The organism is Catenovulum maritimum (genome assembly GCF_001050375.1).
Lineage (GTDB): Bacteria > Pseudomonadota > Gammaproteobacteria > Enterobacterales > Alteromonadaceae > Catenovulum > Catenovulum maritimum.
This window is the reverse complement of the sequence record NZ_KQ130482.1, coordinates 721967-734550: the sequence shown is the minus strand read 5'-3', so window position 1 is coordinate 734550 and position 12584 is coordinate 721967. Positions and strand designations below refer to the sequence as shown.

9 protein-coding genes are annotated in these 12584 nt (G+C 36.5%); 6 read left to right on the top strand and 3 right to left on the bottom strand.

Annotated elements, in window-relative coordinates:
• Positions 1–307 precede the first annotated feature (307 nt).
• The 3 genes from XM47_RS18680 to XM47_RS02515 form a co-directional block, all read right to left on the bottom strand.
• The gene (locus tag XM47_RS18680; RefSeq protein WP_053084495.1) at positions 308–4063 is read right to left on the bottom strand and encodes an Ig-like domain-containing protein; all 3756 of its coding nucleotides are present in this window, start codon (positions 4061–4063) and stop codon (positions 308–310) included.
• A 253-nt stretch (positions 4064–4316) separates the two neighbouring features.
• On the bottom strand, positions 4317–5243 hold the full coding sequence (gene trhO, locus XM47_RS02520) for an oxygen-dependent tRNA uridine(34) hydroxylase TrhO (protein WP_048689075.1): 927 nt from the start codon (positions 5241–5243) through the stop codon (positions 4317–4319).
• 114 nt (positions 5244–5357) lie between these two features.
• On the bottom strand, positions 5358–5705 hold the full coding sequence (locus tag XM47_RS02515; protein ID WP_048689072.1) for a RidA family protein: 348 nt from the start codon (positions 5703–5705) through the stop codon (positions 5358–5360).
• A 180-nt stretch (positions 5706–5885) separates the two neighbouring features.
• Here XM47_RS02515 and XM47_RS02510 point away from each other — a divergent pair, with 180 nt between their 5' ends.
• The 6 genes from XM47_RS02510 to XM47_RS02485 are packed head-to-tail and all read left to right on the top strand — an operon-like array spanning position 5886 to position 12577.
• The gene (locus XM47_RS02510; protein ID WP_172656491.1) at positions 5886–6563 is read left to right on the top strand and encodes an RDD family protein; all 678 of its coding nucleotides are present in this window, start codon (positions 5886–5888) and stop codon (positions 6561–6563) included.
• The gene (locus tag XM47_RS02505; RefSeq protein WP_048689067.1) at positions 6560–7501 is read left to right on the top strand and encodes a stage II sporulation protein M; all 942 of its coding nucleotides are present in this window, start codon (positions 6560–6562) and stop codon (positions 7499–7501) included. Before XM47_RS02510 ends, XM47_RS02505 begins: the two co-directional genes overlap by 4 nt.
• On the top strand, positions 7491–9053 hold the full coding sequence (locus XM47_RS02500; RefSeq protein WP_048689064.1) for a hypothetical protein: 1563 nt from the start codon (positions 7491–7493) through the stop codon (positions 9051–9053). The genes XM47_RS02505 and XM47_RS02500 overlap by 11 nt, the downstream gene beginning before the upstream one ends.
• Complete coding sequence (locus XM47_RS02495; protein ID WP_048689062.1) at positions 9043–10269, top strand: hypothetical protein; 1227 nt, start codon at positions 9043–9045, stop codon at positions 10267–10269. The genes XM47_RS02500 and XM47_RS02495 overlap by 11 nt, the downstream gene beginning before the upstream one ends.
• Positions 10266–11246 carry an AAA family ATPase gene (locus XM47_RS02490; RefSeq protein WP_048689059.1) on the top strand — a complete coding sequence of 327 codons (981 nt, stop codon included), beginning with the start codon at positions 10266–10268 and terminating at the stop codon, positions 11244–11246. Before XM47_RS02495 ends, XM47_RS02490 begins: the two co-directional genes overlap by 4 nt.
• Positions 11246–12577, top strand: coding sequence for a DUF58 domain-containing protein (locus XM47_RS02485; RefSeq protein WP_048689055.1), 1332 nt, complete (start codon positions 11246–11248; stop codon positions 12575–12577). The genes XM47_RS02490 and XM47_RS02485 overlap by 1 nt, the downstream gene beginning before the upstream one ends.
• Positions 12578–12584: the final 7 nt, after the last annotated feature.

The window sequence follows — 12584 nt, the reverse complement described above, 5'->3', positions numbered from 1 at the left end:
TGCCAACTGGAACTTAGCATTGTCGCAATTTGCAATACACTTTGACGGGCGGTTAAACGAGTATTTACAAGTTTAGACCGTATTTACCTGACACAGATTTTTGAACGCCCTCCGCTAGTTTTAAGCAACTCACCGGTTTTGCTAGCTTTAAACTTATTTTGCCTGATATACCACTGCTTCATTTCTAACAGTGGTAGAAAGTCAGATTTGATAGATTCTCATCATTCAAATCTGACTGTTTAAGTTAAGGCTTATTTATCCCCATTTGTTAATTAATTTTTGCTTTACTCGCCTTATAATTTTTGTGCTACAGCTTAGTCACAATTAAGTTATCGATAAATAAATCATAAGTTAAGGTATTCGCAAAACCTGGGCTAAATACTTTAATGCCGACCGTATATTTACCAATAGGCAAGCTATGGCTAGTTGATATTGTTTGCCACTGTTCAGCAGCTTTCTTAGTCCATAATTTATAGGTTTCTGCGTTAGTTAAATCGTCAACAGAGCGAAATGATATCTCTACGACAAAATCACTACCTTCAGATAAATTAGTTGCAAATAAGTCGATATCAAATTTGTAGTCCGCTTGTTGAGTTACTTCAAATTCAACACCATTTAAAACAACATGTTGCTCAACTCCAGCATCATTAAAAGCAAATTTGATACTTTGGCTACCTTGGCTAGTTTGTTCACTCGAAAGCGATAACTCTGATGATAAATCTGTCCCAAATTGATTTTTAGCAAATACATACCAAGCATCTAAACTAGACGTTTCACCATCTGAGTTGACACATGAAACCAAATTAGCACTATTATCACAAAGCGTGACTGCCTGCTGATTACCATCTCCATTACCAGTACCATCAGAGGAAGCCAATATTATATTAATAGGTTGAATTCCTTTGTTGTAGCTCTTACCATCGGTAGAAGTAAATTCAACGAATAAAAAGTAAAAGTGCCCGTCGGTCAAATCTGCTGTTGCAGTTAAACCTTGCAAATCAATATTTGCGGTTGCAACACCAGACTCAGTTCCCGCATAAGACGTATCAGTAACGAGCTGATCACTCACTACTCCCCAACCTGAATTTAATTCTCTTAAGTAGAATTTAATCCCTGTAGCGGCGACTGTATTTTCTGAACCGGCATGGTAATTTACACTAACGTCTAAATCCTGTTCGGTTGAATAATCTGTAGTTTTATATAAGTTTTCATCATCAAATGAAATTGAAGGACTAATATAGTCTTCTACTGTTATTGTCACTTTATCAGAGATTACAGCATCAATTGCACTACCGTTAGCCTCAGCTGTAATCTCTGTGCTACCTGTGCTGATACCTGTTACCTGACCAGTTTGATCAATCGTCGCAACATTAGTATCACTACTACTCCAACTTACACTCATATCATCTGCATTATCAGGCGTAATAGTTGCATTTAATTGAGTTTGAAGGCCGACATAATAGTTTTGAGCAGAATCTGTAATCACTAGCCCAGTCACAGGTATTGCTTCAATTGGGCCTACTTTTACAGTTAATTCTGCTTTAATAGAGTTATCCGTTGTTAATTCCGCTGAGATTTTTACGTCACCATCAGCGACCCCTGTAACCAGTCCATTAACATCGACAGTTGCAATTGTTGTATCAGCAGAAGACCAGACAATGTCACTGGTACTATTAAGTGGTGTAAAACTCGCAAGCATTTGAATGCTATCCCCCACTTCAACTTTAGTTGGCGATGACATCAATTCAAATGAAATTGGGTCAGGTGATTTCGCTTGAGTTGATGAAAATTGATTATTAACCGCAACATCTTCAAATATTAGGGTTTCACCATTACGCCAAGTGATTTCAATTTGGGTAATTTCAGTTTGATTACCTAATCCAAAGTGCAGGGTGTTGATTAAACTTTGAGAGAATACTTCACCTGCTGAGCCAACTTTTTTAACTCTAACAATGCCGTCTTTGGTCGTTACTTTAACTTGAGCAGATAATGGGTCAATATTTTCGACTGGGCTGTAATCCACATTTACAAGTGCGTAGTTACCTAAATTTTGCGCTGTGTTTTTATATAAATACCAGTAGCCTTCTTCTTCACTACCATTTAATAAATCAACTTTACCATCTTTATCAAAGTCGAAAGCTTGTCCCATATCACCATGACCAGGATCATTCCAATCATGTGCTCCATGTGCTGTCGTAGTAGTAAATTGACTGCCGTCATTTAATAAAACCAAATCAGAAACTCTTTCTGTTAAATAACCATAGCGATAAACAAATAAGTCATTAAAACCGTCATTATTAAAGTCACCATGTGTTACCCCCCAATGATTACCGCCTGCTGGAATATTCCAACTCGCCGTTTCATTGGTAAATTTATCGCCTTGATTGATTAATAACATATCTTGAACGTTTCTATTATTTGGTGTCCAATCAAAATCAAGATCGTTCAAGCCAGTCAAAGTAAAGGTCACGTCCCAATAAATTGCCTGATCTTTAACCCACTCAGCTTGCCATTTATTATCTCCAAGATAGCCAATATAGATACCATTCTCGATACGGGCATCAGGCCAACCTTGCGCTGCGGCTTGGTCAATATCTAGAGTACTCGCAGCCGTTTTCATTTCAGTCGGAATTTGAGAATCTTGGAAACCTGTAGCTTTAACAACGATTCGAGTTTTAGCCGCGCCTAAAAATATAGGAAAATCTCCATTATATTGGCGGTAAGTTAAATTTAAATGGCTTAAATTAATACCTGCATCTGCGGTAAATCTAATCCCTGTAGAACCTTGTTCACCGTTATCACGAATATCTAGCTTGTTATTGATAGGATTAAAATCATAGGCCTTGTTAGCTAATTGATAATGCGGTTTACCACGTGCGATATATAAATCGTTTAGACCATCATTATTAACGTCTACATCCGCAATCGCTTGCGCTTGCCATAAATTGACAGCCTCAGCAGGTAACCAAGCGCTGGTTACATCTGTAAAAGAAAAAGAACCAGAATTTTGCCATAATGTCAGTGGTGAATACATGACAAGGTCATCTTTACCGTCATGATTAAAATCTGTTACTAATACACGTTCAGATGTTGCACTTTCAACGCCGGGAATTCGAACTTGTTCAAAAGTTCCATCACCTTTATTTCGATAAAATAATTGTTGAGGGCCATCATAATTAGGTGTTTTTGCATTGACTAAAATCAGATCTAAATCACCATCTAAATCTAAATCTACCCAGCGAGGAGAACGACCACGAGCAGGTGTATTAATCCCAACATCTGTCGAAACATTGGTGAATATGCCATCGTCATTTTTAAGTAAGCTATACGAAGTGGGACTCGTACCATTTGCACCACCCAGCGCAACCATAATGTCTAAGTCGCCGTCGTTATCATAATCAGCCGCGGCAGAACCGTGAAAATCTTGTAAGCTAGGAAATAGTCTATCAACTCTAACTGTATTATCGCCATTGTTTGTGACTAACTGTGTTGGCACGAAATTATGGTTATTTAAGATAAAATCAATATGTCCATCCCAATTTACATCAGCAATAGAAGGTCCGCCGTATTTGAACGTTTTCTCTGTTACTAAACCAATTTGTTGAGATATATCGGTAAATTCAAGATTTAAGTTAGTTTGGTCAGTAAAACTATAATTGATTAGTTCAATATCCCCACTACGTCCAACAAACTTCAAATCTTGTTTACCAGCTTGGTTAAACTTAACTAAGAAGTTTAATTTATGAGTACCTGAACTGGGTATATCTATATTATCTATGAGCAATTCATTACCTGAGTACAAGCTTAAATTAGCATATTCGGCTGTAATAGATAATTCAATGTCTATCTGCTTATGTAAATTACCAGTAACGTCGATTTCAGCCATATATTGGGTAAAATTGGTAATGCTAAATGGCAATGAATGCTTACCTGAATGAGGATTTTCAATATCTGGAGTCTCTTTATCTGGTGTATCTTGCAAATCTAGATCAACTGACTTGCAACCAAATAAAGCCATAATCGTGGCTGCAGCTAAACTTAGCCTTATTTTTCTTCGATTCATTATGTTGCCCCTTCCTGAATTGTAAATATTGTATTGAGAAAATATTAAAAAACAGCAAGCAGTATTGATCGTAAACTGTATATTGTAAACAATTTAAAATATTAATAACAAATTCAACCAAATTAAATTAACAATGAAATGAAGAATATTTTAAATAAGCTTAAATAAGGTCTGTGTTAAGGGTGTTATGGGAACGGGTAAGCAGTCAGCTGACAAAATCAACTGACTGTGGGATTGAATGGATAATTGGTAATTATTTTAAGCCGACGGTTTCTTTATCACCTATGTGGGCTTTACCGCGTTGTTCAGCGAGTTGAACTTGGCGCTCACGTTCTTTAAATCTGGCTTTATCTTCATCTGATGTTTTATCTACGCAATGATGACAACTAACGCCTTTTTCGTAGGCTTCTAGTTGTTTCTCATCTTCAGTAATCGGCATACGACACGCGTAGCATTGATCATATTTGCCTTGATTTAAATCGTGGTCAACTGTAACTCTTTGATCAAACACAAAGCACTCACCTTGCCATTTAGTTTCTTCTTTAGGCACTTCTTCTAAGTATTTTAATATGCCACCTTTTAAGTGGTAGACCTCTTCAAAACCTTGCTCTTTTAAATAAGCGGTAGATTTTTCACAACGTATCCCACCGGTACAAAACATAGCCACTTTTTTGTGTTTTTCCGGATCTAAATGATCTTTTACATAATCAGGAAATTCTCTAAAAGTGGTTGTGTTTGGATCAACTGCACCTTCAAAAGTACCAATCGCCGTTTCGTAATCATTACGAGTATCAACTAAAATCACTTCAGGATCAGATATTAAAGCATTCCAATCTTTTGGCTCTACATAAGTGCCAACAACTTGGTTTGGATCTATCCCTTCTACGCCCATAGTTACGATTTCTTTCTTCAATTTAACTTTAGTGCGGTAGAAAGTTTGCTCTTCTGCAATTGACTCTTTGTGCTCAATGTCAGCTAATCTAGGATCAGACTTTAGCCAAGCTAATACCTTGTCTATGCCTTCTCTAGGTCCAGATATAGTGCCATTAATACCTTCATTTGCTAATAATAAAGTGCCTTTGACTTCATTATCAAACATAACATCGTGCAACGGTTGTCTTAATTCTTCAAAATTTTCTAGGCGGGTAAATTTATACAATGCAGCAACAACAAAATTCATGTTTATTCCTCGTTAATTCTCAATCGTAAATTGAGCACAAAAATTAGGCTGCGAATTATACTAAAATTTAAGGAAAGTGAAAGGGACTAATGGATTTAGCCCCAGCTCAATATACTATTTTTCAGCTGCGATAACTGAAATCTCAACCAATAAAGCTTCTCTTGCCATGCTTGCTTGGACACAAGCTCTTGCAGGTGCATAACCTTCAGGCACCCAAGCATCCCAAACTGCATTCATAGCAGCAAAGTCTTTCATGTCTTTAATGTAGATAGTTGCTGATAAGATATGCTCTCTATCACTACCCGCTTGTAATAATAACGCATCAACCTTATCCAACATAGTTTGAGTTTGGTGAGTAATATCTTGCTCTGCATCTGCGCACACTTGACCACATAAATAAATAGTACCATTATGTTTAACGATACGGCTCATTCTCTGTTTTGTTTCTTGTCTTTCGATCACTGTATATACCTTAGAAAATTAAACGCGATTATTTTAAACTGATAATCAAGTTAAAGTAACTTCAACTTAGCCCAGCATTATAACAAATCCCCTCATTACTGAATAAGATACTTGTTAATCTATGAAAATTAACGCATTATATTTAAAAAATGTTAAATAATTATAAGAATGACTCAAGGATTGAATAATAGTATTAATAACGCCTTACCTGAAGGTGTCAGCATTACTCTAACCCCCGCCGGTATATCTATCCGCACAAAAGCCTATCTGTTCGATTTTTTAATTCGCGCATTAGTCATGCTAGTTTTTGGTTTTGTCTTTAGTTTTATGGGTAAAGCAGGTCAAGGTATCTTACTCGTGCTCTACTTTATTATTAGTTGGGGTTACTACATAGTCTTTGAGTCTTTGAATGGTCAAACACCTGGTAAAAAGAGATATAAACTCCAAGTTGTTCAAGACAATGGTTTACCTTGTAAATTGCCTAATATTGTTTTGAGAAATTTGCTAAGACCTGCAGATTCATTCCCTTTTGCTTATTTTGTCGGTTTAATTGTAATGGCGTTGAATAATAAATATAAAAGGTTAGGTGATTGGGCTGCAGGAACTATGGTGGTATATCTTGAAGATAAAAAAGTAAACCTCGTTAGCCAAACTAAAGATATCTTGCCACCCAAATTTGATTTATCTACTGAAGAGCAATTGGCCATTATTCAGTTTTTTGAACGCTCTGAAGAATTATCCCAAGCCCGTCAGGCTGAATTAGCCAGTATATTATCAGCTGTACTAAAAGCAGAAGGCTCAGAAGCCAGTGACAAGTTAAAGGCCATAGCTAGATTTTATGCAGGTCAAGAAATATGAAACAAAACCAATTTGTTAGTATCAACACGACAAAGTGGGCTGATTTTGAAAGCCTATGTCAGGGTAAAGAATACCCAGCCAACTTACCTCAATTATATCGCCAAATATGTAACGATCTCGCCTTAGCTCGTACTCGCCATTATTCCCCAGCGTTAATTGATAAACTAAACGAATTAGTTCGTTTAGGTCAAGGCGTTTTATATGCTGGCGAGAGTATTAGTTTTAAAAATATCTGGCTTGTTTTCAGCTCAGAATTTCCAAAAGCTCTATATGTTTGCCGTTATTATATCTGGCTTGCACTAGCGGCATTTTGGGGGCTAGGCCTGATTGCATTTTCTTGGATACAAATAGACCCAGATGCAATATATCATTTCATCGCCCCTGCTCAGTTAAATGATATAGAAAGAATGTATAATCCTGCTGGGGATATTCAAACCGAAAAACGCCATGTTGATTCTGACGTACTCATGTTTGGTGTATACATATACAATAATATAGGTATCGCCTTTCAAATGTTTGGTGGCGGCGCTCTATTTTGCATTGGTGCACTCATTCCTTTGCTATTTAATAGTTTTTATTTTGGTGCGATTTCCGCTTATATAGTTGAACTTGGCTATCAAGACAGCTTCTTTTCTTTTGTTATCACCCACGGTTCTTTCGAGTTAACCGCTATTATTATTGCCGGAGCCGCAGGCTGTAAAATTGGTTTTCACCTGCTCAACCCTGGTAAATACACTCGCAGCTATGCATTAAAACATTCAGGTGTTCAGGTATTACCTCTGATTGTTGGCGCATTTGTGATGTTAGTTATCGCGGCCTTTATTGAAGCTTTTTGGTCTCCACTGGATATTCCTTCAGTTTTTAAATACATAGTAGGCTCTATATTTTGGGCTATAGTCAGCTATAAGCTTTATACAGGGACACGTTATGGAGCTTAATAAATTAACTTTTGAACCACAACCGAGAACACCTCATCAGGTTTTCGATTTAACCTTACTCTTTGTTAGACGGAATTTTTGGTCATTATTTAGTCTATACCTTGGTCTATTAATCCCGATTGTTTTATTCGGTACTCTCTTGTTTGGTGTATATTACACCTCTCTTCTAGTTTGGTGGTTAAAGCCTTTATTAGAACGTCCTCTGCTGCACTATTTAGCTAATAATAGCTTCGGTATACAAACTAAGTGGCAACAAAGTATAAAAGCCATCACTCAATTAAAGCTGATCGACATTTTAAAAATGTTAACCATACATAGGTTGAGTGCCAACCGAGCTTATTTAGCGCCGGTGGAGCAACTTGAAAGACAAAATGCAACTCAGACGACAAAGCGAAAAAATATTTTAAAGAACCGTTGTGATAACAAGCAATTCTGGTGGATGATTTTATGTGTCCATATTGAGTTAGTGATCACTGGGGTTTTAGTCGGTGCTTTTTTTGCACTCTTCCCAGATACTATGCCTATCAATGATCAATTCAGCATTGAATATTTTAATAATGAAACTTTTGAACAAGTGTATTTTATTGGATATTTAATCGCGATTAGTTGCATAGCCCCCTACTTCACCACAGGTGGCTTTTTAATGTATCTCAATAGTCGAATTAAACTTGAAGCTTGGGACATAGAATTATCTTTTAAGCGAATCGCAGCTAAATTTAGCCAAATTTGTTTAATTGGGCTTATCTCAAGTTTACTCTTTATCCAAAGTCAGCCTGCTTATGCTGAATCTAATGAATCTTTTAGTGAAAAAATAGAAAAGCTTGAAAAACAGTTAAATAAAACCAAAAAAGAAGAACCTGAATACCAAAGAACTGAACAACTCAATCAAATCCACCAAGATGTTGTTAATATCTATCGTGAGAATGAACTCATTAACAGTCAATCCACCTGGGTGCCAAAGCTAAAAGACAATAAAGATAGTCAATTTGATTTAACCTGGCTTAAAAATTTATTCGAAAGCTTGTCTTTTTTAACCAGTTTAAGTTCTGTTATCGGCTACATATTTTGGGCTCTGGTAATTAGTTTAGTTGCTTGGGTTATCTGGAAAATTGTTCAAATATTTATGTCGAATAACAGTTGGAGTCGACAAAACCGAAAAGTGAAATCTAACCCAAGCGAAACGCATGTACCTGATTTTATCTCATCAGAAAACAATAAAAACAAATGGCCTAAAGACTTATTAACCGCAAGTAAACAAGCCCTCGAGCAAAGCCAGACACGTTATGCTTTAGCCCTGTTATTGCGCCATTCGATTTTACGTATCAGTCAGCAACATCCAAACTTGTTTCATAAATCTATGACAGAAAACGAATGTAAACTGGCATTAATTAAAGTGATAAAAGATGAACAAAAATCAAGTTACCACATTTTATTTGATACTTGGATAGCTTTAGCTTGGGCACATAAACCTGTCACCTCAGACACTATCTTAAGCTTGATCGAAACCTTTGTAAGCTTTGAGCAATTACAAGGAGCAAGAAGTGAAAGCTAAAAATATACTCCTTAGCGCTTTAGTATTAATCTTATTGTCTGTGATAATTTTTATTGCAATGTCCATTAAATGGGAAAAAGTTGAGCAAGAAATAGGCTTAAGTTCAGAGGCGGCAAGCTCACCCTTATTAGTTGCATCCGAGCTAGTAAAACTTAAAGGTAAAACCTTAACAACGCTAGATTCCAAATATAAATTAGTAGAAAACAATCAGCTCCAATTACCAATACAATCTAGTCTAATTTTAGACGAAGCCAGTCTTAAAGAATATGAATCATTAGATGTCAGAACGCTGGATTGGGTCACACAAGGTGGTCACCTGATTTATGTGCTGTCACCCAGACATGAAATGCTCATTAATGCATTAGCGAACTTCCAACAAATGACAGGTGTCGTACCTAGCTTAGTCGATGGTAATAAACGCAGAAATAATATCTTAGTGACACCGACTGCCAATTTAGAAATAGAGTACGCTAAGGAAAAAGCGAAAATATACACCCCATATCAATATCAGTTTGAGCAATGTTCTGGCACCAAATACAGTGTAAAAATCCCAATTAAGGATGAAGCGGATGAAGGCACAAAACCAGAGCAAGATTCAGAGAAAGATTCTGAACAAGAACAGGTTAATCAAGACATCACTTTAATTTGTGAAATGCAATACGGTGAAGGTTACATCACCTTTATTCCAAGTATTGACCCTATTTCTAATATGGGAATTAAACATTTAGATCATGGAGCATATTTATATTGGTTAATCGGCAGCAATCAAGATTTATATTACTTACCTAGCCTAGTCGCGCCTAGTTGGTTATATGCTTTATGGCAGTGGTCATGGCTTTTTGTGGTGTTAACCATCTCTTCTATTGCTGGCTTAATTTGGCACTTAGTGGTTCGTGATGGTAGAGGCATAACGCCAATAGAAGATAAACAAACTCCTTTTTCAATTCATATTGAAGCCAGTGGTCATTTTATGTTTTCCAATAATCATCAAGCTGAAGTGAAGCAAAGTTTAATCAATGATTTAAATAAAAAATTAGAAGCAAAAATCCCTCATTTTAAATACTTAGAATTAAACAAGCAAATTGAGGCTTTAGCCAAACTGACAAACTTAGAACCACAAATTATCGAAAAACTGTTAACCAGCGAAATTCCACAAGACAGCGCTGAAAAAATAAAATTTATAAAATTATTCAGGACATTAAGGAAATCTTTATGAATGATGTAACTGAGACACAATTAACCATAGCTGAAGCAGCAGAAGCCGTTAATCAAATAAAACAAAATATATCTAAGGTTTTAGTTGGCCAAGATTTAATTATAGAGAATGTACTAACCGTTTTGTTTGCAGGTGGTCACGTCTTGTTAGAAGGTGTACCTGGCCTAGGTAAAACCCTTTTAGTTAGAGCATTAGCGAAAAGTTTGAGTATCAAATTTTCGAGAATCCAATTTACGCCTGATTTAATGCCTGCCGATGTTTTAGGCCATAGTTTATATGACATGAAAACCGGCGAGTTCGTGACCAAAAAAGGGCCGGCATTCACGAATATTTTGCTAGCAGATGAAATAAATCGAGCGCCAGCCAAAACCCAATCAGCCTTGCTTGAAGTAATGCAAGAACAACAAATTACAATTGATGGCGAAACAATTCCCATTGAATCACCTTTTATTGTACTAGCGACACAAAATCCGTTAGATCAAGAAGGGACATACCCGCTACCTGAAGCTGAACTAGACCGCTTTATGATGAAAGTTGAGCTGACCTACCCAGATCAAGCAGCTGAAATTGAATTGTTAAAGCTCAACACCCATGCTATTTCAAATGAAGCGAGCATAGACGATTTACAAAGCATTATTTCGCAAAAAACCATAGAAGAAATAAAAAAACTGGCTGCAACCATTACAGTAGATGAGAAAATTTTTGAATACGCAGTCGAAATAGTTAGAGCAAGCAGACAATGGCACGGCGTACTTCACGGTGCTGGTGTTAGAGCCAGCATAAACATAATAAAAGCGGCAAAAGTTAACGCAATTATGCATAATCGCGATTTTGTTATGCCTGACGATATTAAGATAGTTGCAGCCAATATTTTACGTCATCGTCTAGTTTTATCTGCCGAACTTGAATTAGAAGGTGCTGACCAAAATCAGGTCATCACAGCAATCCTTGAGAGCATAGAAGCGCCTAGAACATAATGAAAAGAGTTTCTTTTAAACCATCTATACAACTAGTTAAATTGTTAAGTGGATTTACCTTAATTCTATTATTCTTTACACTCGTATTGGATCAAACCAATCCAATACTTGAGTTATTTGTCAGTGCCAGCATCTGCTTCGCTGTAGTTGCCTTGTATGATTTATTCACTAGCGTAAAGCAATGCCGGTTAACGGTCAGCCGACAACTGCCGAATAATTTAAGTTATAGCCATTCACATCAGCTCAGCCTTAAAGTAGAAAATAACTCGAATGATTCAATTAGGTTTAAACCAAGTGATTGTGTACCTAAAGAGTTTGAAATAACAGGTTTTAGTGATAACTACCAAGTAGCAGAAAATCAAAGCATACAGCTAAACTATAGATTAAAACCGCTTAAACGCGGCGCTTTTTCACTTGGACCACTAGAGTTATCTATTACAAGTAAGTTCAAATTATGGCAAACACAATGGCAAGATAGTGATCAAGTCGATGTTAAGGTTTATCCTAATTTTAATCGAATTAATCAAAGTGAAAGCTTAAAAGGCATAAACAATTTAACGACCACAGGTTTAAAAAAATTAAAGAAACGTGGCGACGGAATTGAGTTTCATCAGTTGAGAGAATTTCGCCAAGGCGACACTATACGCCAGATCGACTGGCAAGCCACAAGTAAAAGACAAAAACTTATCTCAAAAGAATATCAAGAAGAACAAAATCAGCACATCATAGTCATGCTAGATGCTGGTAGTAAAATGAATTTAGAAACAGAAATAGGAACTCACTTTGATGCCGCATTGAACGCACTTCTAATGCTCAGCCACACTGTGTTAAAACAGGGAGATTGGTTTAGCATGCAAAGTTTCAACTTAACAGAAAGGTGGTTACCTGCGGTTAAAGGTGCGCAAAATGTTTCTCGTGTTATGAATCATTTTTATGATTTACATCCAGATGAAAGTGCGACAGATTACATGCAGGCAGTCAATAACTTATTACTCAAGCGGAGCAAGCGCTCTTTAGTTTTATTAGTGACGAGTCTAAACGATCACGATATTAGTGAAATATTACCTGCAATTAAAAGACTACAACAACATCATTTAGTCGCATTAATTAATATTCAAAATGTCAGTATTCATCAAATTATCAATGCCGAAATAGACACTGAGAGCTCAGCCAATCAATATTGTGCGGCAATAGAGCTAAATAACTTGTATCAATTTAACCTTGCTAGATTAGCAAAAGAAGGGGTTATAGTGGTGGATACTCAAGCGGAATTTTTATTACCACATGTGGTTAACACATACCTGAATGTTAAACACTCAGGTATGTTGTAAAATCAGA